Consider the following 26,465-nt stretch of genomic DNA (forward strand, 5'->3'; position numbering starts at 1 on the left):
TAATGGACATACTATTTATAGCGTTAGAACAGTCCTTTTTAATACTACCTCTTATTTTGGGGATGTATATAAGTTATGAAATTATGAAAATTACAGATTTAACTGTTGATGGTACTTATGTTTTAGGGGCCGGTATATTTGCCCGTACCATTGATTTTGGGCTATTTCCAGCATTAATATTTAGTATGCTTGCAGGTATGATAGTTGGAAGCATAGTTAGTTTTATGCAAAAAAATGACCGTATTGATAGTTTAATAGCCGGAATACTTGCAAGCTTTATGCTATATTCGGTTAATCTGCGAATACTTAGACGCCATAATATATCAATATTAGGAACGCCAACGATCTTATCATTATTTAATTTAGAAAATTGGTTGATTCCACTAACTATAATCAATTGTATTATCATTATATCACTAGTATTTTTACTAAATGGAAGGTTAGGATTATTACTTCGAGCATTTGGCTATAATAAAAATTTATTGGGTATTTTAGGGAAAAGACCGGAAGTTTATCGAACTATAGGTCTTGCATTAAGTAATGGATTCGCGGCTCTAACAGGTGCGCTTGCTGCTCAAGTAAATGGATTTGCGGATATTAATATGGGAATAGGACTTGCGCTTACTAGTGTTGGAGCTATTGTCATCGGATTACATATTTTTAGAGGTAATCCTCAGTATTTTCATATTTTTATGCAAGTAATTGCATGTTTTGTCGGAATATTTTTTTACTTTGTAAGCCTTAGCAGCATATTGCATATAGGAATTGATCCTGTAAATTTGAAGCTTGTTTTAGGGGTAATATTATTTATATCCTTGCAACGCAATAGGAATTATGGATAAAGAAAAAATATGGAATCTTATTTATATGCTAAAGAAATTGAGTTTAAAGTAACGAACCGTGATAAACCAATAATTTATGATACTACCCTTAATATTGACAAAGGTGAATTTGTAGTGTTACTTGGGGCCAATGGAAGCGGTAAATCTACCTTAGCTAAAATACTAGCCGGCTATCTTGCACCAACGAAAGGAGAAGTATTTTTAAATCAATTACCTATTGATAAAATCTTACCTATCCAAAAGGCTTTTATGGTTGTTACTTTAACCCAAAAAGCTGAAGATAGATTATTTACTGAATTAACTCTGGAAGAAAATATTCTTCTATGGGAAAGTAGGTTCCCAAAGAATGAGCGTTTTACAAGTAAAGAAGTAATTTCTAAAACCTATGCCCCTAAAAAATTTTTATCTCTTTTAAATCAACCGATAAATAATTTTTCTGGAGGAGAGAAACAAGCTATTTTATTAGCCCTTGCAATTAGTCATCCACCTCAAATTTTATTTCTGGATGAACATACAGCAAGTTTAGATCCGAAAGCTTCTAAAGAAATTATTGCGATAACAGCTAAAGTAATAGAAGAACATAACATCACTTCAGTAATGATAACTCATAATTTAGAGGATGCTGTAAATTATGGCAAAAGGATTATAGTATTGGATAATGGGCGAATAGTAATAGATAAAGTAAAATCTTTTAATTTTTACTTAAAAGAGTTAAAAGAAATTTTGAACTCTCTATAACAAAATTGATTTATTAGTAAGTATGGTTGTAGCTTTACTTTTGGAATATTCAAAAAAGCATACGCGTCAAGTTAAGGAAAAGTAGCTGATAAAAAGGGGCAAATGCTTTGAAGTAGAGTATCATCTCTTTGCATTTGATGGCGGTAAATAGGCACAATGTTGTTACTGGCAGGTGTAGCTAATTAAAAGTAGAAGCATCAATGTCAGTGAAGTTTAAAAAATACAAAAGTTAGAAAAATTATGCTTGCATTGGTTTTCTATCTACTATACATAATATTTCTATAAGCTGGGGAAAGCGTATTAAGTGAAGGTATTTTAAAACTTGAGCATGGTTATGGTAAGGCAAAAGTAAACAATCAAAAAAGCCAGAGAAGAGTAATAGTTTTAATGCGGTGGGCTAAGAATGGGGCTTTGTTATGGTGTTTGTCTATATAATATTTGGTGTACTTTTTATTGTTATCTTCTCTAATTTGTTAGACTCTTAATAAATGGAGTAGAATGTTAAAGGCTCCATAAGCTCAAATTAAGAAAAAATGACAGTGGGGCTAAGGTAAGTGATATTAGGTTAATAATTTAAGAGATTTTTTAGAGAAGTTATCTTGGCACTTATGGTTTTTGAGTATACGCTGGATTTAAAGAAGACTGAATATCTTCCACTTTCTCGAGCTGGGTATTGGGCTTTATAGCATTATACAGGGCAAAACCCATACAAACCAACCCAATAATCCCGCCAACTACCGCTATAACGTGTACTTTGGAATATTCAATCAGTAGATAAGATGCAACACAACTTACCAATAATACCGCACCAACAACACCAGCCAGGATTGCTTGTCTTTGCTGCGTTGTTTTTGTTAATGATTTCTCTTCCACAGCATCACATGGCTTTATTTCATTTGAAGGAAAGTCATTGGGTACATTGGACGTCTCTATTGGAGCATCTTGAGTCTTTTCGCTGGTTTCACATGTAGGCTGAGATATATTAATATTATCACTATTTTTATTGATATTTTTACATAGCTGAGTGTCAATTTCTGCAGCTTTATCAGCATTAGCGATCTCTTTTACCTCAACTTCTTCTGGAATATTAGAGTTCCTTGATTCCTCTATGACAGCTTCTTTTGCAGTAGTGGTATCTTTTCTATTTTTTAACTTTCTGGTAATACCTCTCCATATTTTCTTCGGTGTTCTCATGATGTTTTTCTCCTTGTTACTTTTATAAACGTTACATCGCTAATCCATAAAATTTTTCTACCTGCTCACTCCACAGCATCGGTATTTCCCTCAAGTCAGATAGCTTCAAACCTCTTGGCTGCCTCCCCTTTACTATATCTTCTTTAATCTTCGGAGCTAAATAATTCAACCTTAAAATTTGCTGTATACGTCTTGTACCTATACTAATTTTGGGACTCCGCCAACAATATTGCAATAAACCTGAAACTTGAGAAGACTATTTCCCGAAAGCTTCTACAAAAAGAACGGAGAGTTGAATTTATTTATAGAGCTAATGATCAAATAACCATATGTCTCGATGGATAATATATGGTAGAGCTCATGGGCAACAAGAAATTAATAGTTCGTATTAGTTGTAGTTATGAAGTAAATCGATTAGCAGAGTTGTATCTATTAGATGCGTATGAAAAATTAGTGTTAAGTAAACCAATAAAAGCGAGCAAAAAGGAAGAAAACTCTGAATATAAGAAAGTAGATTTGAGGACGGTAAAATGGTAACAGTTAGTTTATATGCAAGAGTTTCTTCAGGGAAGCAAGCACAAGAAGATACAATAGCAAGCCAAATTGCTGCTATAGAGAATCAAATTAGTATGGATGGACATAAATTATTAAATGAATATAAATTTATTGATAATGGTTATAGTGGTTCTAACATAATCCGTCCTGGTTTGGAAAAATTACGTGATAAAATAGCAGAAGGTAACATTGATAAGGTTTATATTCATTCTCCTGATCGTTTATCTCGTAAGTATGCATATCAGATGATATTACTTGAAGAGTTTAAGAAATTAGGAGTGGAAGTCATTTTTTTAAATCATCAAATTAGCGATAATCCAGAATCTCAATTACTATTACAAATGCAAGGTATGATAGCAGAATACGAACGTGCAAAAATCATGGAACGAAGTCGTCGAGGAAAGATTTATGCAGCAAATAAGGGTTGTATAAGTGTAATGAGTGCTGCTCCTTATGGCTATCGTTATATAAACAAAAATACAGAAACAGGACAGGCCTTATTTGAGATTTATGAAGAAGAAGCTGAAGTTGTTCGTAAAGTATTTTCTTGGGTAGGAAGAGAAAGAGCCAGTATAGGAGAAGTATGTCGTAGGCTAAGTGCTATGTCCATTATGACGAGAACTGGAAAAGAGTATTGGGATAGGGCTGTAGTTTTGAGTATGTTAAAAAACTCTGCTTATAAAGGACAAGCAGCTTTTGGTAAAACAAGGTTTGGTGTCAAACTAAAACATATAAGACCGAAAAAAAACTCCTGCGAGCATCCAAAAGATAATTATTCTACTTATCATGTTCCAAAAGAGGATTGGATTTATATTAAAGTACCTAGTATAGTAAGCGAAGATTTATTTGAAATCGTTCAAGAACAATTAGCTGAGAATAGAAAAATAGCAAGAACAAGACAAAGAGGAGCAAGACATTTATTGCAAGGTTTAGTAGTATGTAAGCTTTGCAATTATGCATATTATGGTACTAGCACTGCAAGGAATAAGGAGGGGGAAAAAACTAATAATCAGGTATATTATCGTTGTGTTGGCACGGATTCATACCGTTTTGGCGGTAATAAAATGTGTAACAACAAATTAATTCGTACAGATACATTAGACATGGCTGTGTGGGAAGAGGTAAAACATCTATTAAAAAATCCAAATAGAATATTAGAGGAGTATAAACGTAGACTTTCAGAACTTAAAAAATCACCACTAGATCAAAAAAGTGCTTTGCTTGAAACACAAGAAGATAAATTAAAACGAGGTATTGCAAGGTTAATTGATAGTTATGCTCAAGAATATATTGATCAAGAAGAATTTGAGCCAAGAATTAAAGCAATGAAACAAAACTTAAAAATGGTTGAAGAACAAAAGAAAAAGATATTTGATCAGAAAAAACTCACACAAGAGTTAACTCTAGTAGTAACAAATTTAGAGGGGTTTTCCTCTAGTATTAACTCAAGTCTTAATAATGCAGACTGGCTAACTAAACGTGATATTATTAGAACGTTAGTTAAGCGAATTGAGATTAATTTTGAGGATGTAAACATCGTGTTTAGAGTAAAAGAGCTTCCAGACTCTTTTCATATGGAGAAAAATCAATGCTTGCAATGTTGTTGTAGGGGTAGGAGTATCATTTCTTGGTATGAAGCCTGCAAGGCCACTTAAGATATTCTATCTACAGAATGAAATGGAATATGATTACATAAGAGAGCGCTTACAGAAGCTAAGAATCAGCAAGAAAACCCTTGATGCAGGAACAGAAAACTTAGTTATTACTAAAAAAGTACAGTTAACTTTGAATGTGGAAAAAATAAAAGAAATTATGTCGGAAAATCTCGATGTAAAAACAGTTGATCTTATAGTGATAGACTCTCTTTTTGATTATAGGAGTATGATCTCTTTTCTGCAAAATAGTATTGATGAACTACGCTCTATAACTAATCCTGCTGCTGGAGTAATAGTTACACATTACACCAAAAAAATGTCAACAACCACGTTAAAAAAGAATCCATTTCAAGCATTGAGTGGTGCTAATGTTTTAAGAAGTTTATATACATCTGGAGTAATGATATTTAGGCCAGAAAGGAATACTCTGCAATTGATGTACGAACTTAAAAACGGCAAACCAATACCAACAAAATTCATAAATATGGTTAACGGACGCTGGATAGCTACAGCTTAACCAAATTTCTAAACTTTAAATATATTGGAGATTTTATGGATATCTATTGTGATTTTAATACTGCAGCTCCACGAAAAAATGCACCGTTAGTAGAAAAAGAACAACTTAAAGCTCAGCTTCTGTTAAATATCAGATCATGCCTTTCTTATCTATTGCCAAGAGGGATTTTTCGTGGTGATAAGTTTTATGTAGGCAATGTACAAGGTGATAAAGGAAAGAGTCTAGTAGTAGAATTAAGTGGCAGTGAAGCTGGCCTATGGCATGATTTTGCAACAGGAGAAGGTGGTGACATTATCGACCTTTGGGTAGAAGTGCATAGAAAAAGTACTAGAACAGAGTTTACTGAAGTAATGGACTCTATAGCTGAATGGCTTGGTCATTTTAAAAAGATCAAAACTGACAAAACTGCAGGTAATCCAACTGCATATTGGGATTATTACGATGAAAAAGGCCAAGCTCTTGTTAGAGTATATCGTTATGATGATGATAGTGGAAAGAGATATCTTCCTTTTGATATCAAAAAATCCACCTTTAGTGTACCAGAGATAAGGCCACTATATAATATTCCAGGTATTTTAAAGTCCGATAAAGTTGTTCTGGTTGAGGGAGAAAAATGTGCAGAAGCGCTGATAGAGAAAGGAATAATTGCAACAACAGCAATGTCAGGAGCAAATGCACCTATTGAGAAGACAGATTGGACTCCACTTAAAGGTAAACACATTATTATTTGGCCAGATAATGATGAAGCAGGCAAACGATATGCTGAAAATGCTGCAAAAAAGCTGTTAGATCTTGGAGTTGCATCACTTGCTGTGCTTGAAATTCCTCAAGATAAGCCTGAGAAATGGGATGCCGCTGATTGTGTAAAGGAGGGTATAAGCATTGAAGAATTTTTAGCTTCAACTCCTTTACTTACTATTGATACCCCATCTACTGACATTCCAAATACTTCAAATATGAAAAGTTTAGAAAGATCTACAAAACAGCCGCTTAACATTTTAGACTGGAGTGTGAGTCGTTATTTAGGTTCAGTACCAATACAAAGGTTTCTTGTTGAAGGTTTATTTCCTTTAGGTGTTACCTCAATAGTAGCTGCTATGGGAGATACAGGTAAAGGTATGCTACTCCTTGACTTGGCACTTAAGGTTGCAAGTGATGCAGATCAGATATGTGGTTTTGGTTCCCTTGTTACAGAGCATGGATCAGTGGTGATTTTTTCAGCAGAAGATGATGCAGGTGAGATACACCGTCGTCTTGATCGTCTTGATCCTAGTAGCAAGAGAGCAGAATATCAAAATCGATTATTTATTATACCTATTCCAAATACGGGAGAGCCCTTTTCTATAGTGAAAAGCAACATGCGTGGTAAATGTCCTGAAACTTCAGATAAATTTGAAGACATCTGTAGACAATTAGATAAAGTAAAAGATCTAAAACTAATAGTATTTGATCCACTAGTATCATTTGTCCATGCTAATATAAACTCAGATCCAGAAATGGGATATTACGCAATGGGGTTACTTGCAAACTTAGCAAATGAAACAGGAGCAGCTGTAATTGTAGCACATCATATGAGAAAACCCAAGTGCAGTGAACCGATTACGACTGTGGAACAGGCAAGAGATGCGATAAGAGGTACAACTGCACTTGTTGATGGTGTGAGGTGTTCTTTTGCATTATGGCCTGCTTCAACAGAGCATCAGAATACTGTGTTTAATACATTAAAGGTTAATAAAGTTAATAATGCAGTATACCAAGGAGCTATAGTTAAGTCTAATGGAGCAACAGATAGGAATATAAGAACTTACTTACGCTCCTCAACTGGCTTGCTTGAGGATATATCTGAGGAATTTAAGCTTGGAAAATTATCTGATGAATACTTAAAAAAGATACTGATGCAAGCTATTGCAGTGTCAGCAGAAGAAGGTCATCCGTTTACTCATACAGGTGGACCAGGAGTGTTTCAACAACGGCATAGATTACCAGCTGCATTTCATGGTGTTAGTAGGCATAGACTTGAACGTTTAGCACAGGAACTATTAAACGAAAGAAAAATAGTAAAAGGTATGGCTACAAACTCAAAAGAGGATAAATGGCTTGATATCAAAACTGGTTCTTTTGCCAGAGGAGAAGGTAAGTTTAAGCTAGGTGCAGGAAGGTTTGAAATAGGTAACTTCTAAAAAATACTTAAAGCTCACTTATGAAAGTTTTGTGGGTTCATTTTGTCTCTCTGAAAGTAAGGTTTTAAGAACAAAAAATGAATTCCACACGACCAAATTTCCATGATTTCCGGAAAATTTATCAAGATTTGGAAATTAGAGTATATTCACACTTAAACTATTGAAATTCGTTGATTTTTAGCCATCTAATATAAGAAATATTACGTTTCCATTTCCAAAAAATTTAGCTAATTTGGTAATACTCAAACCCGCTACAGTGGCTGATTTCCACTTTCCGAGAATCTTATATATTATATATATATAAATAATAATAAATGATATAATAATAAACTAATATAAAATACAATAACTATAGTAATGGTTCATAGTAACTTTTGAGCAAAAAGAAAGAAGTTTGGAAAAGTAGTCACTAATAGAAATACAACACAGAGACAAAAATACGAAAAACCTACTATTGCATTTTGAACAACTTGAAAAAAAAGATGAAGGACCTAAAAGTGAAAGACAAAACAATTTATAATAGCGTTTTAAAAAGACTCTATGACCCAAGGGTACCAATTATACCACCTTGACCTAAAGAACGCTTATAACAGCCCTTAAAAGCCGATTAACACCATGTCCTAACTTACAAGAAAGACCCTATGTTAGTTTTATCACGTTTTACTTTAGTTGTAAAGAAATTTTTTTAATGTATGAGACAGATTTGTATAGTCGATACTTTACGTAACTTATGGCGCTTAATTGGTTATTTAGTATCTCTAAAACTTAACGAGTTGCTTTTATAACCAAAGTAAAAGGGTTAATACGGTAGCCATAATCTTTACGTGATGATCCAGGCCAACCAACTGTTTGAATCACATCATTACGTTCGATGTTTAATCCTAACTTTTTAGCTAAAGTGGTTTTTATTGTTCTTTGGATTGTGTTTATTGGTTTTCTAATGTAATGTTCTGGGTCTGCTTCTGGATCAAGATTTAGGCGCTTTTCTATTTCAGTTATGCTAAGCAACATGTGTTTTTCAGGGGGTAATTCTTTTTTACAATCATTCAAAAATTGTTCAAATAATATGCGAAAAACTTTCATACATGTTACAGCTTTCTTATTTAGAATCTCTATATTGTTTACGTAAAGTGAGCCCTCTATCAATTGCAACTTTAGTAATTCCTTCTCTTTAGGAGGTTCAATTAGATTAAGTGAAGTATGCAAAATTTGCATTGAAGTATTTGGTATTAACTCTGGTACTCCTCTTTGTACTGCTTCTTGAAATACTTCAATTAAAGTCTGATGCTGAAAGAAAAGGTCAACCATTTTTACTATGGGCAAATCAAGAGGTATGTTTGATGGATTTTTTCTCAGTATTATTAATACAGTTGGATTAGCTTTAAGCTTATCTATCGTTAAGAATGTTGGATTGGTGCAAAAATCAAGTATGATTAAACTTACAATCTTACCTTGTCCACCAACATGATAAACTCCACTTTCCACTTTTTGCCACATAAAATTTGTATCACTTAGCTGACCTTCAAACCAATTCATAAATTTCTCTGGGTTAAAATATACAGATAAGCGGTGAAATCTTTGCTTCTTGTAGGTATTAGGTAAAATATCACGGTTACAATTTTCACAAATTATATTATCGCATGCTTCGTTAAAGTCCTCATCAATGAAAATCTCATTGTTACAGTATGGATCAACTATATTTGGCCAATCTAATTTATCTTGTCTACGAGAGCAGATAATGTAAGACCTCTCTTGCATCTTAATTAATTCAAGATCTGACAAATACCTTGCTGCTTTGATGTAATTTTGATTTGGATTAACCCAAGAGCTGCCAGAATTAAGAAGATCAGAGATTTGCTCTTGGCAAGATTGTAAGACCATAAAATTGTTTTATGTATGCTTTAAAATCCTCTCTTTCCCTTTTATTCAGAGGATGTTCAGAGTAGTAAATTGCTATATACTCATCACTTCTCTTGAAAAATAAGCCTATCTTTTTGCCTTGAAATATTACTTTAATCGACTCTATAAGTGGCACTATGTTTCCTACAAATGGCTTTAAAACATGCAATTCCGGTGCAATAGGATCATATGGAGCGACAGTCAAAGTGATATTAGTATAGCTGTAATTGAAACGATTTGACTGAAACTTTAACTCAAAAACACGAATATTTGAATCAGATTCATTAATACAAGTTTCTATAAATTTATGCACCTGTTCCGCGAAATTTTTATCCTGCACATCTACAAAAATACATTCGCAGCCAAAGTAACAACTTGCAATGCTATTTGCTATTTCTATAGCTTGATCAATATTTCTAGCACCAAGATCTACCTGAGTGCCATTTAGTAGAAAATCCAAAATCATCCACTCTGCCTTATGGCCATGAATAACTTTGTTTGAATTTAACAACAAATCTATATCGCTAGCTTTTCGTATTAACACATATAAACGATTCTGATGATAGAAGAAACCTTGTAGTTGATTCTCGAAACTGTCATTTCTCTTAATGTTATCTTCTTTCAGTATTTGTTGTATGATTTCCTCTGAGATAAAGTCCTTAAATGGAGTACTTGGTCGTCTTGGTATTTTTTGTAAGGCAAAAGACATGAAACTCTTTCTTTGTATTTTTTCAAAGTGATAGACAGACTTTAAAAGATTGTAATCTGCATGAAACAGTAGAAACAGCAAAGACTTCTTATCATATTTATTATTATTTTTTACAAGGTAGGATTTCATGAGTTCTGTAGTTAATGCAGATCTTGCAATTTCACTGACAGTAACTTCTAGTTTTGCACGGTCAAAACAGGTAATCAAGTAGTAAGTAACGAGAGAATCGGAATAATTAGCAATCACTTTACGTTTGTATTGTACAAATGTATTATCGTAACTTTCATCATCAAAGAGTTGAGCGTTTAATTTATCTTTAAAGGAGTTTTGAAAAATAATATTTAATTGCTTACCAGAAAGTGAATCTATCCAAGACTGACGTATTTTTGTATTGTGAAAACGATCAAGCAAATGGTTAACAGGGACTTCTAAATCATCTTCCCAAAATTTACGATTTGGATAAATGTTCATAAGAAACTAACCACACCATAATAACATAATAGACTATTTAAATAGTTAAGATAGAAATCTGAAAGTCTTGACCAATAATTATGCAAGGGCTGTTTACTGATTTTTAACCAAGTTTTTTCTAAAAAGTTTGCTTAAGAAGAAGATTTTTTGGACAAAAATTTTTCAAATCCTGAATATATATTATATAGCACTCTAGCAAAACAAATTCTGAATATAAATGTCAACCCTAACACTGGACCTTGGCAAACAAACAGGCTGGGCAATTCTAACCAATGGAGTAATTGAAAGTGGAAGCAAAAGTTTTCATGGTAGCCGTTTTAGCGGAGGTGGCATGTGCTTCTTGAATTTTCGTAATTGGCTCAATTCTTTGAAAGACATTTCTGCAGTGTATTTTGAGGAAGTGAGAAGACATCTAGGAACTGATGCAGCGCATTGCTATGGCGGTTTTCTCGCAGTTCTGTCTGCTTGGTGTGAAGAGAACAATATTCCCTACCAAGGTGTTAATGTTAAAACTATAAAACGCTTTATAGCAGGCAAAGGCAATGCAAGTAAGAGTGAAGTTATTGAAGCGATACGTGAAAAAGGTTTTTCACCTAGAGATGATAATCAAGCAGATGCTTTGGCATTAATGTTCTACGTTATGAATCTTAGTAAAGATTTTAACACATTAAAAATACCATAGAAAGTGGGTCCTTTCGGCCATACTGGCGGGTTTGGTGGTGCTGACCCCAAGCCTTCTTTAGCGTCAGACATATTTTAAATATTAACTTTTTAATTATTAAGAATTTAAATTATATGAATTTAGCAATCCACTACTATCCTACTCGAAATCTGGTCGAATATGAGCGTAATCCGCGTAAAAATGACGATGTAGTCAACAGAATGTGTGCTTCAATCAGGGAATTCGGCTTTCGTATACCAATAGTTGCAAAAAGCGATGGAACTGTGGTTGATGGTCATTTAAGACTTAAAGCAGCAAGAAAACTTGGTATGGAAAGTATTCCAGTGGTCTTAAGTGATAATCTAAATGAACCACAAACCAAAGCTTTTCGATTACTGGCAAATCAATCAGCTAATTGGGCAAAGTGGGATGATGATCTTTTAAAGGTAGAAATTCAAGAGCTAGAAGATTTGCAGTTTGACCTTAAAATGACAGGATTTGAATTGGAAAAAGTTCAACGGTTTCTCGATGATTTTGATGGTGAAAAAGAAGATCTTTCTGACTTAGTTGTTGATGACAAAAAGGTAGAAATAACAAAACTAGGTGATCTATGGATTTTAGGTGATCATAGAATCTATTGTGGTGATAGCTCTGTAATTGAATCATATAAAGCACTGTTAGATGATAAAATGGCAGACATTACTATTTGTGATCCTCCATATAACGTTGACTATGGTAGTAGCCAAGAGAGAGAAGATAAAAAAATATTAAACGATAATCAAGGTGAAAAGTATGAGCTTTTTCTCTATGACATCTGTTCCAATATTTTAGCATATACGAAGGGAGCAATTTACATCTGCATATCATCATCAGAGTTTTCAACGTTGCAAAAAGTATTTGAGGAGGCAGGAGGAAAATGGTCAACATTTATCATTTGGGCAAAAAATCACTTTACGCTAGGAAGATCAGATTATCAAAGACAATACGAAGCAATGCTCTATGGATGGAAAAGCGGCAATAAACGTGAGTGGCTTGGAGGAAGAAATCAAAGTGATCTATGGTTTTATGATAAGCCAACGCACAATACACTACATCCAACGATGAAGCCAGTAGAGCTAATGGAGAGAGCAATAGTAAACAGCAGCAGATCAGGAGACATAGTACTTGATCCATTTAGCGGTTCTGGAAGTACACTGATTGCATGTGAGAGAACAGGAAGAATTTGCAGAACAATAGAGCTAGATTCAAAGTTTGTAGATGTAACCATAAAACGTTGGCAAATATACACAGGTAGGGAGGCAATTCTTTCTGGTACTGGTAAAACTTTTGCAGAAATTCAAGAAGAAAAACAGTAAGAAAAAAGTGGAAGAGATAATGCAAACAGAAATTTAGTAAGCCTGAGTAGGTGTAATATTAATTTACTGGTATATACCGTATTTTAATGAGTTTAGTGTAGTAAATAACTTTGGATTAAATGTGATGCACTCAATGAATCAAGCAAAGACGTTAGCTGGAGTAGTAACGTCGCAAACAAATAATGAAGCATCGTTTTCTGAAGAAGTAGAAAATAATGTTTCAAATTCTACACTATCTGTTAAGGAGAGAATTGAATTGTTTGAAAAAGGTACGAAGCAAGAACCTGACTTGAACACTGAATGCAAACTAGCTTCTTTAAATGTAATTACCAATGGTAGCGATATCAGTATTACACCAAAAATAGACGAAGCGGGTTCTGATTTTTCAGTGAGTTGTTCTTCTTTAGTATTTGATGATGGTAAAGACATAGAGGACGAATTTAATGCAGTTTGTGAGGCAAATGGAATAGAATATAACCGTCCGTATTCTCTTGATCAGCTTGAGGCAGCACCCAACACATCTTCCAACCCCAAAATAGACAATACAAAAGAAATGCAAAAAGAGGAAGAGGATAAAGAATTAGGAGATAAACCAAAGCCGTTACCTAGGAATGGAATGTTGGAGAAGGACAATATTAGAAATGTAGCTCCACCTTCACCTAGAACAGCAGAAAATCATCGGTTGAGTATTATTCAGGATATTGCACCACCAAAGCTACCACATTCTTCTTTCCAATTAAATGGAGAAAAATGTGATGAGCAAGAAGCTATAGGAGAACCTATGTATGCAACTATAGACAAAAATAAAAAATTCTCGAAAAGAGGTTTAGATGGTGAAATAAACGATCAAAGTCCGGAGATGGAAAAGTCAAATTCTGAAGAAACATCAATTAAGAAAGGATCAGAAGATATAATTGGTGAACCTGTAGATCTGAATACAAAATTTTTAAAAAAGAGTTTGGAAGGAAGTGATAGTGGAATAGACAATAGAAGTGCAGAGATGACAAGATCAAATTCTCAAGTAACAGAAATGAGTGAGTTTTGTGGCAGTCAAGGATGGGAGAATATGTCATTAAATCATGATAGTCCAGTTACACTTTCAACTAGCTCATCAGAAAAAAGTGATAATGAAGAAACCCCGTTAATTAAAAAAGAAAAGAAAACAAATAGAATTTTGCCAAGGGTAAAATATGCAGTGCAGCAGAAGGAATTTGTAATTTTCGGTATAGCTGCTGTTGCACTTAGCGCTTCTGCAGCTTTGGTATATCTACAGGATAAAGGACAATTTATTGCATTTTTTGCAAACAGCCCTCTCTATATTACTATGCCAATGATAGCAATTACTTCATTGCTTGCAATTAGCACAATATTTTGTGGAATAAAGCAATTTAGAGATACTGAAGAGTGTCAAATAGGAGGAAAGAATGCGAATGAAACTTTGAATCAGGTGCTAAAGTATCAACCAAAAGATAAAGTAATAAAATCATTCAAACTTGAATACAGCAATGGTACTCATTCACATTTTACACTTAACGCTTGGAAGGGTAAGAACAACTTCATTAATATTGACGACAAAGTCATTAGTAGAAGAAATAAAGTAGAATCAGTAATCAAAGATAGGCCATTATTTACAGCATTATTAAGCAGTTTGGTTGCTGCAAATATAGTATTGCCTTTATTACTGTATGTAGAAGGTGGTATTAATAGTGTACAGAAGTTTTACCAGAACGCTTTGATTAATAACGTAGGGTTATCACTACTTATAGGCTCGAGTATACTTGCACTATCAGTGATATTCCTTGGAGTACATTACTACAGAAAAACAAATTGCACAAATCTTGTATATTGTGAGGAAAGAATTGAACCAGAAAAAGTTAATGGAAAGTTCATTGAGGAAATAAAGGAAGCAAGGACAAAAGTGCTTGAAGAAAACCATAGTAAAGATGCCAAATGCAGCAGTTTAACGCTAGAGCAAGTAGTGGTTGAATCTCATAACTACAAAGATGCAATTTATAGTATTAGTTGAAAATGGCCAAATTTCACTATGTAAAAAGAAAGCAGCTATAAACCGGAGTACTTCGCTCTATATTAGTAAAATATCTCTAAGACGCCGGCAAGTATAAACAGGTAGGAAATTGCTGATACTGGCAAAACCTTTTCAGAGATTCAAGAAGAAAATTCGTAGAAACAAGAGAGAGGAGAAAAAAAAGTGAAAATCACACAAACAGAATGGGCAAGAGAGATAGGAGTATCAAAGCAATATGTCTGTTATTTAGTAAAAAAAGGAATAGTTGAGTTGGAGGATGGTTTGATCAATAGAGAACAAGCAAATGAAGCGGTGGCAGCAATACGAGATCCAAGTCAGCCACTGAGGAGGAAAAATCCAGAAAACGAAAATACAAGTAACCTCTCCACAATGTTGCTAAAAACGCGAATAAAAAATGAGATGGAACGTGGCAAATTGCTTGAGGCAAAAGCTAAGGCTGGGATTGGTGAACTTGTAGCAGTAGAGGAAGTAAAGCGCGATGCATTTAATGTAGCAAGAGTTGTGCGTAATAATTTGCTTAACATTCCCAATAGAGTTTCAGCACTGCTTGCATCACTGAGTGACACTGAAAAGATTCATAAGACGCTAACCGAAGAGATTACAAACTCACTTGAAGAATTATCTAATGCTAAATTTAAAATATAAAAAGATTTTGAATACAAAATGGCTGATAACCTAAGTTTGGAGTTAATAAAGTGCCTCATTAATCAACCAGGGGTAGATATAAACATTAGAGGATCAAACGGAAAAACCCCACTACATTGCGCTATAGAGTTTGATGAATTAAGTATGGTAGATCTGTTACTCACGAAAAAGAACATTAATCCTTTTATAGAAGATAATGATGGTAAAACATCTCTTGATTACGCCAAAGAAGGGAAAAAAGCAGAAATATTACAAGCGCTAATCAACAATAAATATGGATCAGAGCAAGATAGTTTACTTCATTTAGCTGCAATGATAGGTGAAGTTAATGCAGTTAGATATTTGATAGGAAAAGGTGTTGACGTTAATGTACGAAATGCTCTGCATCATACGCCATTACATCTAGCAGCAGGCATAGGACATGCAGAAGTTGTAAAGATTTTGATAAGAGAAGGAAAAGCTGAAATCGAGGTTTTTGATGCACGAAATCAGACACCGATGCACTATGCAGTTAACAACAAAAAATTGGAGATAGTAAAGTTATTACTGGAGCTAGGAGCAGATGTAAATAGCGCACGTGTAGGACAAAACTCGATGAAATTATCACCTGTTCATATAGCTGTAAGTAATACTAATTACGATGAAAGAGACTTATGTCTTGATATTCTCAAATGCTTAATAAAGGAGCCTAATGCTCAAGTAAATTTGCAGGACTACGAAAATAAAACACCACTACATTATGCTGAAAGACTGAAAACAATAGAAGTTTTACTAACGCGAGAAGATATAGACCCTCTGGTAAAAGACGATAGCGGCAAGACACCATTTGATTACGCTAAACCTGAGATAAAGAAGGCTTTGATGAGTAATAAATACGGTTCTGAAAAGAATAGTCTACTCCATTTAGCTGCACAAAGAGGAGAAATTGAGATTGTAGAATCTATTTTAAAGGAAGAAATCGATATTGATATTGTAAATAATAAAGGTCTATCACCGATTTACCTTGCTGCAGAAAAAGGACATTTACATGTAGTAAAATTACTACTGAAAAAAGGAGCAAACTATACACCTGTTTTGCACTTAGCAATCAAATCAAATAATTTGGAGTTACTTAAAGTTTTATTTACTGAAAAAAATGGGTCATTGCTCTGCAGAGATACCGTTGTTAATTTTCCAACCCTTCATAATAAATATATAGCACAGAGAGAAATAGCAGATAAAAGGATGAAAAAACATAATAATATTATCTGCATCTGTATTACAGTTAGCGCAGTAGTAATGGCAGCATATATAGGTTTAACAGCAGCAACAATAAGCAGTGCAATCATTTTTGCAACAATAACAGGGATATTTGCTCTTGTTATAGCAATAATGATAAGTGAGATGAGCAAAAGATATATAGAAAACGAATTTCAGAAAAAGATGCTTATGGAGATGGAGGAGTGTAGTTCTATTGTTAATGATGTCGAGATAGAACCAATTATGAGTAGATGCAGACAATGATATACGCTAGAGCTTTTTCTGAAGGTTTAAGACCAGATCCCCAGCTTAAAGTATCAGAGTGGGCAAATGAGTATCGAGTTCTAGCGCCAACTGCAGCATCAGAACCAGGTAAATGGAGAACGGAAAGAACTCCTTATTTAAAAGAAATCATGGATTCACTATCTCCATCTTCTCCAGCGGAGAAAATAGTATTCATGAAAGGAGCGCAGATTGGGGGAACAGAAGCTGGTAACAATTGGATTGGCTATATCATCGATCAGACACCAGGTCCAATGCTAGTAGTACAGCCAACAGTTGAAATGGGAAAGCGTTGGTCAAAAGGAAGATTTGCGCCACTGATTGAAAGTACACCATGTTTAAAAAGTAAAGTAAAAGACCCAAGATCAAGAGATTCAGGGAATACTGTACAAAGCAAGGAATTTCCAGGTGGAATAGTAGTAATAACCGGAGCAAATAGCAGTGTAGGTCTCAGGTCCATGCCAGTAAAATATCTCTTTCTTGATGAAATAGATGCCTATCCAGGAGATTCAGGTGGTGAAGGAGATCCAGTGCTGCTCAGTATTGCTCGAACTAATACATTTGCACGACGAAAGATTTTTTTAGTATCAACACCAACGATTCATGGAATAAGCAGAATTGAGAAAGAATTTGAAGCAACAGATAAGAGATATTTTTTTGTACCATGTCCATATTGTAATTACTATCAAGTTCTAAAATGGTCACAAATAAAATGGGAAAATAACGACTCAAGAACAGCACATTATGTCTGCACTGAATGTAGCGGCAAAATAGAAAATCATCAAAAGACAGAGATGCTAGAACGTGGAGAATGGAGAGCTACAGAGGCAAAAGAAGGGGAGAAAAAAGGATTTCATCTTTCAAGTCTTTATAGTCCAGTTGGGTGGTATAGTTGGCAACAAGCAGTAGAGGATTTTCTCCATGCAAAGGAAAGTGAACAATTACTGAAAGTTTGGATCAACACAACGCTTGGAGAAACTTGGGTAGATAAAGGAGAAGTACCAGACTGGAAGCAATTATTTAACAGAAGAGAATTTTTTCAGATTGGCACAGTACCAAAAGGCGAAGTAGTTCTCACAGCAGGAGTTGATGTTCAAAAAGATCGTTTAGAAGTAGAAGTTGTAGCCTGGGGAAAAAGCCGCGAAAGTTGGTCAATAGACTATCGAGTATTTGAAGGAGATACAGGAGGTGGAGAAGTATGGGGAAAGCTTTCGGAGCTCCTCAATCATCATTTTATTGGTGAAAATGGGCTTGAATATATGATAAGCATGATGGCGGTAGATGCTGGATATGCAACGCAAGAAGTATACAACTGGGTAAGAGGTCATCAAGGATCTGGAAGAGTAATGGCAGTCAAAGGTGTAAATAAAGCCCTAGTGCCACTGAGCAGCCCAAGTAGAGTAGATATAACAGTTGGTGGTCAAAAGCTAAAAAGAGGAATAAAGCTCTGGCCAGTAGGAGTATCGATATTAAAGTCAGAGCTTTTTCAGCTACTTAATATTTTAAAAGAAGAAGAGAAAGTGCCAGCAGGATATTGTCATTTTCCTGAGTATGCACCCGAATATTTTAAGCAGTTAACGGCAGAGCAATTAGTCAGCAAAGTGGTGAAAGGATACACCAAACAAGAGTGGCAAAAGGTAAGAGAAAGAAATGAAGTGCTAGATTGCCGAATTTATGCGAGAGCTGCATCTATTGCGCTTGGAATCGATCGTTGGCCAGAGAGTAAATGGAATAGTTTGAGTGGAAAAATGGAAAGCAAAAAGCCTAAAAAAGTAAGGCAAAGCCAATGGTTGAATGAGAAGTGAAATGTATAACGAAGAATATTTAATTCAAGTCGAAGAAGCGATAAAGAAACTACAAAATGGAGAGAGAGTAGTATCAATTGCATATGGTGACCATATTGTACGGTACGGGGAAGTTCAAATAAAGGATTTATTGGAGCTCAGGCAACGAATAAAAGCGGGGTTAAAAGTTGCGGGCATGAAGCCAAAGAGGAAAATTGTTTTTTCAACGAGTAAGGGGATCATATAATGATGAAAATCGTTGAAAGGAACCGTATGACAAAAATTATAGCAAAAGAATATACAGAATTTTTAGAGCAGCTGAAAGAACAGATTGCTATTAGTCGTTATAAAGCAGCAAGAACAGTAAATAAAGAGCTACTACTACTTTATCATTATATTGGAACACAGATTCTAGAAAAACAAAAGAGCCAAGGTTGGGGATCCAAAGTAATTGAGCAGTTAAGTAGAGACTTAAAGGCTGAGTTTCCAGAAATGAAAGGTTTTAGCACAAGAAATCTAAAATATATGAGGCAGTTTGCAGGGGAATATCAAGATATTGAATTTGTGCAACAACTTGTTGCCCAATTGCCATGGGGACATAATGTATTTCTGATGGACTTAGTTCGGGACAAAGAAGCGAGGCTATTCTACATAAAAGAAGCTATAGAACATGGCTGGTCAAGAAACATCATGGTAATGCAGATTGAACTTGGGTTACATAAACGTCAAGGAAAGGCTATCACTAATTTTAAAGAGAAGTTACCTTCACCTCAATCAGATCTAGCGCATTACACGTTAAAAGATCCATATATTTTTGATTTTTTAAGTATAGGAAAGGATGCTCATGAAAGAGAAGTAGAAAAAGGTCTTGTAGGACATATGGAGAAGTTTTTGTTAGAACTTGGTGAAGGCTTTGCATTTGTAGGTAGACAATTTCATTTAGATGTTGGTGATGAAGACTTCTTTGTCGATCTATTATTCTACCATCTAAAATTACGTTGTTTTATAGTAATTGAATTGAAAGATAATAAGTTTAAACCAGAATACGCCGGTAAAATGAATTTCTACCTTTCAGCAGTAGATGACTTGCTAAAACACGAGACAGATCAACCATCTGTAGGGTTGATTTTATGTAAATCTAAAAATGATGTACTAGCAAAATACACTCTAAAAGATATGACAAAACCAATAGGACTAGCAGAATATCGAATAACTGAAAGTCTACCAGAGAATATAAAGACAGCTTTACCAACGATAGAGGAATTAGAAGCTGAGTTATCTAAAGTTTCAGATAAAGAGAAGTAATGCTACTCAAATCATTCAAACAACTATTTAGTAAGCCAAAAATCAAAAGCTCAGCGTGGGATGCAGCAGGATCAGGAAGAAGATTTTTTCACTTTCAACCAGAGTTAGGAAGTATAAACAATTTGCTGTCTCAAAGCCTTGAAACTTTACGTAGTAGATCACGTGATATGGTGAGAAAAAATCCTTACGCTGCAAATATAATTGATACGATAGTAAGTAACTCTATTGGAACAGGAATAAAACCACAATCAAAAGCAAGAGATGGAGAATTTCGAAAGAAGGTGCAAGAATTATGGCTAAAATGGACAGACGAAGCAGATAGCTGTGGAATAAGTGATTTTTATGGATTACAAGCTCTAGTATGCAGAAGTATGATAGAGGGTGGAGAATGTTTTGTACGTTTAAGAACGAGAAAGCTGGAAGATAGATTTTCTGTGCCATTACAACTGCAAGTACTTGAGTCTGAACATTTAGACAATAAAACAAATCAAACTTTAGCAAATGGTAATGTAATAAGAAACGGGATTGAGTTTAACAAGCTTGGGCAAAGAGAAGCTTATTACTTATTTAAAGAACACCCTGGTGAAAATACCTTTGGAGAGTCAGTAAGAGTGCCAGCAAACGATGTTTTACATATCTATAAACCACTGAGACCTGGACAAATTAGAGGGGAACCTTGGCTTTCTAACGTGCTTTTAAAACTTTACGAACTTGACCAGTATGATGATGCAGAATTAGTACGAAAAAAGACTGCTGCAATGTTTGCGGGATTCATTACGAGACTCGATCCTGAAGCAAATATTTTAGGTGAAAGTGAGTCAAATGAGCAAGGAGTAGCACTATCAGGCCTAGAACCTGGTACTATGCAACTACTTGATCCAGGTGAGGATATAAAGTTTTCAGAGCCATCTGATGTTGGAGGAAGTTATGAAGCATTCATGAGACAGCAGCTGAGAGCTATTGCAATAGGCACAGGGATAACATACGAACAACTAACAGGAGATTTAACGGGTGTTAATTATTCATCAATCAGAGCAGGACTGATAGAGTTTCGTCGTCGATGCGCTATGCTGCAACATAACATTATGGTATTCCAATTTTGTAGACCAGTATGGAGTAGATGGCTAGAGTTAGCAGTACTTTGTGGAGAACTCCGTATAGATGAAAAAGTGGCAAAAGCAGCGAAAGAAGAAGTAAAATGGATACCACAGGGATTTGATTGGGTGGATCCACTGAAAGATCAACAAGCACAACAGATGGCAGTAAGAAATGGCTTCAAGAGTCGCTCAGAAGTTGTTTCAGAATTGGGTTACGATGTTGAAGAAATTGATCAAGAGATTGCCGAAGATCAAAAGCGAGCTGATTCTTTTGGACTTTGTTTCGATTCTGACATTAATCATAAAAGGGAAGGAAGGTGATGTGGATAAATAAACCAGTAATGGTAGAGAGAAGAAGCTTTGAACTATTATCATTATATAATAGCAAACAACCTATCTTTAAGAACTTAAAGCATTTTCATATAAACCCAAAAGGAATAGCAATAATACGTATTTATGGAGTTTTGACAAAAAAAACAGAAGCTTTTGATCATATTTTAGATATGACTTCGTATGAAAATATTCATGAAGAGATAGAGAGTGCTTTAGAAGATAAAAGCATAGAGACGATTCTACTTGACATAGATAGTCCAGGTGGAGAAGTAAATGGAGTGTTTGATCTAGCTGATTTTATCTACGGTGTAAGAGGAAAAAAGAGGATAATAGCGATAGCAAATGATGATGCGTACTCTGCTGCATATGCTATAGCTTCAAGCGCTGAAAAGGTTTTTGTGTGTAGAACCTCTGGTGTTGGAAGTATAGGTGTTATTGCAAGTCACATTGACCAAAGCGGTTTTGATGAAAAGCAAGGAATAAAATACACAACTATTTTTGCAGGCAAGAGAAAGAATGATTTAAATCCACATGAGCCAATGACGTCTGAAAGTCTGGAAAGCTTACAAAAAGAAGTAGACCGACTATATGAAATGTTTGTGCAGCTAATAGCAAGAAACAGAGGTCTTTCAATTGAAAAGATTCGATCAACAGAAGCAGGTCTATATTTTGGCGAGAAAGCAGTAGAAATAGGTCTTGCAGATGGAGTTACAACATTTTTTGAATTTATTAACAAAGGAGAAAATACTATGAATAAACAAACTACAACTGACCTAGAAACTGATAATTTAACTAAGTATCGTACTGAAGTTGTTGAATTAATACGTTTATGTAACTTATCACGAATGCCAGAGAAAATAGGAGAATTTATTGAGCAGGGCGTAAGTGTTGAGCAAGCAAGGGAGGTTTTAATGGAATTACTTGCAGAGAGAACGAAGAAGACAGAGATACTGAGTGCAATACCACAGAATTCGCAGGAAGATTTGATGACACAGGTAGCGAAAAGTCGGTGCATTTAAATTTTATAACCGCCATATATAGTGCTCTGCGGTAAATAAGTGTCCAAAATGCGCCATAATGGCTAATTATAAGGTAATAACCGCAGTGTATAGCAGTTATAAACACGGCGGTAAAAAAAATAAAAAAAGGAGAGAAAAAGACATGATAAGTATAACTGAAGGAAATAATTTAGGCGATCTTCTGAAATATGAAGTGTCCAACCTATATTCAAGAGACCAAATAACAGTAGCTAAAGGTCAAAATCTTAAGCTTGGTGCAGTAGTTGCCAAAAAGACGGAAGATGGTTTTATTAGAGTACTTAATCCTGCTGGAACAGATGGCACACAAACAGCAATAGGTGCAATAGTAAGTGATGTAAATGCGACAGAAAATGCCAAAGCAGTAATTATTACTCGTGGTGCAATACTAGCAGATCATGCAGTTGTGTGGCCAGCAAATATCACTGAAGAACAGAAAGCTGAAGCAATAAAGCAACTTGAAGGACGAGGGATCATTGTCCGCAAGGGAGTGTAACTTAAATTAATAAGGGGGAAAAAGAATGCAAAATCCATTTACAAATACAGCATTTAGCATGACGGCACTAACAAATGCGATGAATATATTGCCGATAAATTATGGACGAGTTGAAAATCTAAATTTGTTTCCAAGTAGGTCAGTAAGATTTAGACATATTACAATAGAAGAACATAATGGAGTTTTAAGTCTACTACCAACGCAAGTACCAGGGGCACCAGCAACAGTAGGAAAACGTGGTAAAAGAAAGGTAAGGACATTTACCATTCCTCATATTCCTCATGATGATGTGGTGTTACCAGAAGAAGTGCAAGGAATAAGGGCATTTGGATCAGAGAGTGAACTGAAAGCGCTGGCAGATGTAATAACTGACCATTTGCAGCTAATGAGAAATAAACATGCAATAACGTTGGAGCATTTGCGTATGGGAGCGCTGAAAGGAATAATTTTAGATGCTGATGGGTCAGAATTATTAAATCTGTACAACGAATTTAAAATAACACCAAAAGTAGTAAATTTTGCCCTTGGAACAGCAACAACAGATGTAAAACGTAAGTGTCTGGAAGTATTGCGGCATATTGAAGACAACTTAAGTGGTGAATATATGACCGGGATTCATGCTTTAGTAAGCCCTGAGTTTTTTGATGCACTTACTTCTCATACTAAAGTAAAAGAAGCATATGAAAGATGGCAAGAAGGAGCAGCGCTTCGGAATGATATGAGGTCAGGGTTTACGTTCTGTGGAATCACATTTGAGGAATATAGAGGGCAAGCAACTGATCCTGAAGGAACCGTGAGAAGATTTATAGAAAGAGATACAGGGCACTGTTTTCCAGTAGGAACAGCAAGTACATTTACAACATATTTTGCACCAGCAGACTTTAATGAGACAGTAAATACCCTTGGACAGCCACTATATGCAAAACAAGAGCCAAGGAGGTTTGATAGAGGAACTGATTTACATACACAGTCAAATCCTCTGCCAGTGTGCCACAGACCAGGAACATTAGTAAAAGTCGTTGCAGCATAACAATACTGGTAGAGTAACTACAAGTTGGTGAGGCACAAGAGGACTCTACTAGTATATACCTTATTAGCATACTTATGAAAGAATGCAAGAGAATATTAAGAGATTACTAAAAGATTGTTTTGCCCATTTAGGAGAAGTGGCTTTGTATAAATCAAAGGATAAGTCATACATGGTACAAGTATTAAAGCAACAGCCAGATAAATTATACGAGATTGGTGAAGGACAATTTGTGGAAGAAACTTTAGCGTTAGAAGTAAGTGCGTTTGATGTGTTAAGGCCAATAGTAGGAGATGTTTTTGTTATAGGTGATCGAAGATATAAAGTACACTCACCGCCACTTAGAGACAAGTCTGGAATAACGTGGAAAATAAAAGCGTCTGGGGTGTAAAATGTCTGTTCATATAGAAGTTGAGGTAATAGAAAATGTAAATGCTAAAAGAAGAAAAGTAGAATTAGCAACGGTAAAGGCATTAAACAAAACGGCACTATGGTTAAAAGCGCAAGCAGCTAAGGAAATCAGTGAAGAAAAGCAGATAAAATTAAGTTTGATAAGAAAGAGATTAAGAATTTTTAAGGCGAAAACTAGCAGTGTTAATTAGAGCAAATCTCTATGACATTAGAGCATCGACAATTGGCAAAATACAAAAAACAAGAAGAGGATCGAAAGTAGGAAAGCATGAGTTTATAGGAGGATTTGCAGCAGTTATGCCAAAAGGAAATAGCGGTATGTTTAAACGTGAAGGAAGAGCAGCATTGCCAATAAAGGAAGTTAAATTGCCATTGGAACCAGAAGCATCAAAAGTAATGAGAGATCTTGTTAATTATGAGGTTGAGAAAGTGTTTACAAAATTTTTTGAACGTGAATTGAGCTATAAAGGATGAATTTGAAAGATTTACATGATAAAATTTGTACCACGCTGAAGAAAGAAATTTCTGCGATACAAACATGCGAAGTATATCCAGCAATAAGGAAAGAATTAGTAGCACCGGCAGTATTTGTGGAACTTAGTGGCTTTGAAAAAGGACATGATCCAGGAACAGAAGAATTAGCGCTGAAAGCAAGATTTGAGGCAAGGATTGTAGTTGATGGAACAGTCGAGTATTCCTCGTTAGTTGTAAGGTCATTAGCAGCAGAAGTAGCAAGAGTAGTAAATAAAAATACTTGGAATGTGGAAAATGTTTCACCTGCTGAATTTATCTCTGCGGAAGTTGACGGATTTAGGCCAGAGCTAGATGCTTATCTTGTGTGGCTAGTTGAATGGGTTCATGAGGTACACTCGGGTAAATCAGTATGGTCAACTGGCATAATGCCACATGTTATTGAGATAGGTGAAGTGCATGTTAGACCATAGTTTTGCAATTTCAGAGCTGAATAGGAAGCTAGCAAACGTTATTCGTATAGGAATTGTAAAAGAAATAGATTATGAAAAAGCAAAAGTAAGAGTGAAAATAGGAGAACTTTTAACAGATTTTCTTCCATGGATAACTTCTAGAGCAGGAGAGGAAAGAAGCTGGCTACCACCAAGCATAAATGAACAGGTAGTAATATTGTCACCATTGGGAGAGTTATCATTAGGAGTAGTACTAGCTGGAATATATCAGCAAAATTATTCTGCTCCAGAGAATAGTGAAATGATTAACAGTTTAGTATTTCAAGATGGAACAAAGTTATTGTATGACAAAGAGAGCAAGAATCTTGAAATTTCTGTAGTGGATAAATTAAATTTCAAAGTAGGAAAATCAGAGATAGAAATGACAAAAAGTGGAATAAAACTGAAAGCAGAAAGGATCGACTTAAATTGAACAAAGGAATAGTGAGGTTAGGAGACTACTGTGGAGAAGCTATACCACATTTCTGCATTAGCGGAAGTAATAATGTTTTTGTAAACGGTAAGTCAATATGTAGACAAGGAGACAGTTTTAGTGAAGGAAGAGCATTAACTGAAGGATCAAAAACAGTGTTTGCAAATGGTCTTAGTGTAGGAAGAGTAGGAGATATAGTTTCATGTGGGTTTAAAGTAATAAAAGGCAGTGAAAGCGTTTTTGCAAAATAGAAATGAAGGGTATGGATGCTAAAACAGGAAAAGCGTTAGAAGGAATAGAGCACTTAAAGCAGTCGATAATTGATATACTGACCACTCCTATTAACAGTAGAGTAATGAGAAGAGATTATGGTTCTCGATTATTTGAATTAGTAGATAAGCCAATAAATAGAGATTTAACTTTGGAAATCTATGCAGCAACAGCAGAAGCACTGGGGAAATTTGAGAAGAGATTTAAGTTAGAAAAAGTAAAGATTGCTGAAGCTAAAGAAGGAAAAATGACTCTTGTACTTGAAGGTATGTATCTTTCAGAAGGCAAATTCATAGGTATTAGTGGAATAGTTGTTTAGAA

Annotated in this window: 26 protein-coding genes and 2 pseudogenes; 24 read left to right on the plus strand and 4 right to left on the minus strand. The window is 35.0% G+C overall.

Translation table 11 applies throughout. The features are described 5' to 3' along the window. Positions 1 to 2: 2 nt before the first annotated feature. Together AAGD63_RS05475 and AAGD63_RS05480 are read left to right on the plus strand one after the other, a co-directional pair. Positions 3 to 842 carry an ABC transporter permease gene (locus tag AAGD63_RS05475; RefSeq protein WP_208571534.1) on the plus strand — a complete coding sequence of 280 codons (840 nt, stop codon included), beginning with the start codon at positions 3 to 5 and terminating at the stop codon, positions 840 to 842. 9 nt (positions 843 to 851) lie between these two features. Continuing rightward, complete coding sequence (locus AAGD63_RS05480; RefSeq protein WP_208571703.1) at positions 852 to 1,580, plus strand: ATP-binding cassette domain-containing protein; 729 nt, start codon at positions 852 to 854, stop codon at positions 1,578 to 1,580. 606 nt (positions 1,581 to 2,186) lie between these two features. On the opposite strand, the gene AAGD63_RS05485 is transcribed toward AAGD63_RS05480, so the two are convergent. Continuing rightward, the gene (locus tag AAGD63_RS05485; protein WP_341813300.1) at positions 2,187 to 2,774 is read right to left on the minus strand and encodes a hypothetical protein; all 588 of its coding nucleotides are present in this window, start codon (positions 2,772 to 2,774) and stop codon (positions 2,187 to 2,189) included. Between the two features lie 31 nt (positions 2,775 to 2,805). Continuing rightward, positions 2,806 to 2,991 (minus strand): annotated as a pseudogene (locus tag AAGD63_RS05490) (recombinase family protein); the annotation flags it as partial. Positions 2,992 to 3,122: 131 nt separating this feature from the next. Between AAGD63_RS05490 and AAGD63_RS05495 the strand changes: the two are divergent. The 4 genes from AAGD63_RS05495 to AAGD63_RS05510 are packed head-to-tail and all read left to right on the plus strand — an operon-like array spanning position 3,123 to position 7,681. Continuing rightward, positions 3,123 to 3,311, plus strand: a complete 189-nt coding sequence (locus AAGD63_RS05495) for a hypothetical protein (protein WP_038249248.1) — start codon at positions 3,123 to 3,125, stop codon at positions 3,309 to 3,311. Then, positions 3,305 to 4,984 carry a recombinase family protein gene (locus AAGD63_RS05500; RefSeq protein WP_341813301.1) on the plus strand — a complete coding sequence of 560 codons (1,680 nt, stop codon included), beginning with the start codon at positions 3,305 to 3,307 and terminating at the stop codon, positions 4,982 to 4,984. Before AAGD63_RS05495 ends, AAGD63_RS05500 begins: the two co-directional genes overlap by 7 nt. Continuing rightward, on the plus strand, positions 4,962 to 5,501 hold the full coding sequence (locus AAGD63_RS05505; protein ID WP_341813303.1) for a hypothetical protein: 540 nt from the start codon (positions 4,962 to 4,964) through the stop codon (positions 5,499 to 5,501). The genes AAGD63_RS05500 and AAGD63_RS05505 overlap by 23 nt, the downstream gene beginning before the upstream one ends. A gap of 35 nt (positions 5,502 to 5,536) precedes the next feature. Continuing rightward, a complete protein-coding gene (locus tag AAGD63_RS05510; protein WP_341813304.1) occupies positions 5,537 to 7,681 on the plus strand; it encodes an AAA family ATPase in 2,145 nt (714 codons plus the stop codon). 765 nt (positions 7,682 to 8,446) lie between these two features. Here AAGD63_RS05510 and AAGD63_RS05515 read toward each other — a convergent pair. Next, on the minus strand, positions 8,447 to 9,562 hold the full coding sequence (locus AAGD63_RS05515; RefSeq protein ID WP_341813305.1) for a hypothetical protein: 1,116 nt from the start codon (positions 9,560 to 9,562) through the stop codon (positions 8,447 to 8,449). Beyond that, entirely contained in the window at positions 9,528 to 10,760 is a 1,233-nt protein-coding gene (locus AAGD63_RS05520; RefSeq protein WP_341813036.1) for a hypothetical protein, read from the minus strand. The genes AAGD63_RS05515 and AAGD63_RS05520 overlap by 35 nt, the downstream gene beginning before the upstream one ends. Positions 10,761 to 10,977: 217 nt before the next feature. Between AAGD63_RS05520 and AAGD63_RS05525 the strand changes: the two genes are divergently transcribed. From AAGD63_RS05525 to AAGD63_RS05610, 18 genes and pseudogenes are all read left to right on the plus strand, one after another. Next, positions 10,978 to 11,442, plus strand: a complete 465-nt coding sequence (locus AAGD63_RS05525; protein ID WP_341813035.1) for a Holliday junction resolvase — start codon at positions 10,978 to 10,980, stop codon at positions 11,440 to 11,442. Between the two features lie 113 nt (positions 11,443 to 11,555). Beyond that, positions 11,556 to 12,776 (plus strand): DNA modification methylase, encoded by a 1,221-nt coding sequence (locus AAGD63_RS05530; RefSeq protein WP_341813034.1) that lies wholly within the window; start codon positions 11,556 to 11,558, stop codon positions 12,774 to 12,776. Positions 12,777 to 12,909: 133 nt separating this feature from the next. Continuing rightward, entirely contained in the window at positions 12,910 to 14,802 is a 1,893-nt protein-coding gene (locus AAGD63_RS05535; RefSeq protein WP_341813306.1) for a hypothetical protein, read from the plus strand. Positions 14,803 to 14,985: 183 nt separating this feature from the next. Beyond that, positions 14,986 to 15,468: a hypothetical protein gene (locus tag AAGD63_RS05540; protein ID WP_264688695.1), complete on the plus strand. Its 483-nt coding sequence runs from the start codon at positions 14,986 to 14,988 to the stop codon at positions 15,466 to 15,468. Between the two features lie 18 nt (positions 15,469 to 15,486). Then, entirely contained in the window at positions 15,487 to 16,971 is a 1,485-nt protein-coding gene (locus AAGD63_RS05545) for an ankyrin repeat domain-containing protein (RefSeq protein ID WP_341813307.1), read from the plus strand. Further along, a complete protein-coding gene (locus tag AAGD63_RS05550) occupies positions 16,968 to 18,794 on the plus strand; it encodes a phage terminase large subunit family protein (RefSeq protein ID WP_341813805.1) in 1,827 nt (608 codons plus the stop codon). Before AAGD63_RS05545 ends, AAGD63_RS05550 begins: the two co-directional genes overlap by 4 nt. A 1-nt stretch (position 18,795) precedes the next feature. Then, positions 18,796 to 19,020: a hypothetical protein gene (locus AAGD63_RS05555; protein ID WP_211908700.1), complete on the plus strand. Its 225-nt coding sequence runs from the start codon at positions 18,796 to 18,798 to the stop codon at positions 19,018 to 19,020. Positions 19,021 to 19,046: 26 nt separating this feature from the next. Next, complete coding sequence (locus AAGD63_RS05560; protein WP_012482036.1) at positions 19,047 to 20,078, plus strand: YhcG family protein; 1,032 nt, start codon at positions 19,047 to 19,049, stop codon at positions 20,076 to 20,078. Then, on the plus strand, positions 20,078 to 21,496 hold the full coding sequence (locus AAGD63_RS05565) for a phage portal protein (RefSeq protein ID WP_341813308.1): 1,419 nt from the start codon (positions 20,078 to 20,080) through the stop codon (positions 21,494 to 21,496). The genes AAGD63_RS05560 and AAGD63_RS05565 overlap by 1 nt, the downstream gene beginning before the upstream one ends. Continuing rightward, entirely contained in the window at positions 21,496 to 22,527 is a 1,032-nt protein-coding gene (locus AAGD63_RS05570) for a S49 family peptidase (RefSeq protein ID WP_214303340.1), read from the plus strand. Before AAGD63_RS05565 ends, AAGD63_RS05570 begins: the two co-directional genes overlap by 1 nt. Positions 22,528 to 22,669: 142 nt before the next feature. After that, positions 22,670 to 23,041, plus strand: coding sequence for a head decoration protein (locus AAGD63_RS05575; protein ID WP_214303461.1), 372 nt, complete (start codon positions 22,670 to 22,672; stop codon positions 23,039 to 23,041). A gap of 25 nt (positions 23,042 to 23,066) precedes the next feature. Then, positions 23,067 to 24,071, plus strand: a complete 1,005-nt coding sequence (locus tag AAGD63_RS05580; protein WP_214303341.1) for a major capsid protein — start codon at positions 23,067 to 23,069, stop codon at positions 24,069 to 24,071. An 82-nt stretch (positions 24,072 to 24,153) separates the two neighbouring features. Then, on the plus strand, positions 24,154 to 24,459 hold the full coding sequence (locus tag AAGD63_RS05585; RefSeq protein WP_214303342.1) for a hypothetical protein: 306 nt from the start codon (positions 24,154 to 24,156) through the stop codon (positions 24,457 to 24,459). A gap of 1 nt (position 24,460) precedes the next feature. Further along, positions 24,461 to 24,953, plus strand: a pseudogene (locus tag AAGD63_RS05590) (phage tail protein). After that, positions 24,950 to 25,423: a hypothetical protein gene (locus AAGD63_RS05595; protein WP_341813309.1), complete on the plus strand. Its 474-nt coding sequence runs from the start codon at positions 24,950 to 24,952 to the stop codon at positions 25,421 to 25,423. Before AAGD63_RS05590 ends, AAGD63_RS05595 begins: the two are co-directional and overlap by 4 nt. Continuing rightward, entirely contained in the window at positions 25,410 to 25,874 is a 465-nt protein-coding gene (locus tag AAGD63_RS05600; protein ID WP_341813310.1) for a phage baseplate assembly protein V, read from the plus strand. The genes AAGD63_RS05595 and AAGD63_RS05600 overlap by 14 nt, the downstream gene beginning before the upstream one ends. Beyond that, positions 25,871 to 26,125 carry a PAAR domain-containing protein gene (locus AAGD63_RS05605; RefSeq protein ID WP_047759655.1) on the plus strand — a complete coding sequence of 85 codons (255 nt, stop codon included), beginning with the start codon at positions 25,871 to 25,873 and terminating at the stop codon, positions 26,123 to 26,125. The genes AAGD63_RS05600 and AAGD63_RS05605 overlap by 4 nt, the downstream gene beginning before the upstream one ends. Positions 26,126 to 26,127: 2 nt before the next feature. Then, the gene (locus tag AAGD63_RS05610; RefSeq protein ID WP_264374786.1) at positions 26,128 to 26,463 is read left to right on the plus strand and encodes a GPW/gp25 family protein; all 336 of its coding nucleotides are present in this window, start codon (positions 26,128 to 26,130) and stop codon (positions 26,461 to 26,463) included. Positions 26,464 to 26,465 lie beyond the last annotated feature (2 nt).

The organism is Wolbachia endosymbiont (group B) of Germaria angustata, from assembly GCF_964026725.1.
Classification (GTDB): domain Bacteria; phylum Pseudomonadota; class Alphaproteobacteria; order Rickettsiales; family Anaplasmataceae; genus Wolbachia; species Wolbachia pipientis_C.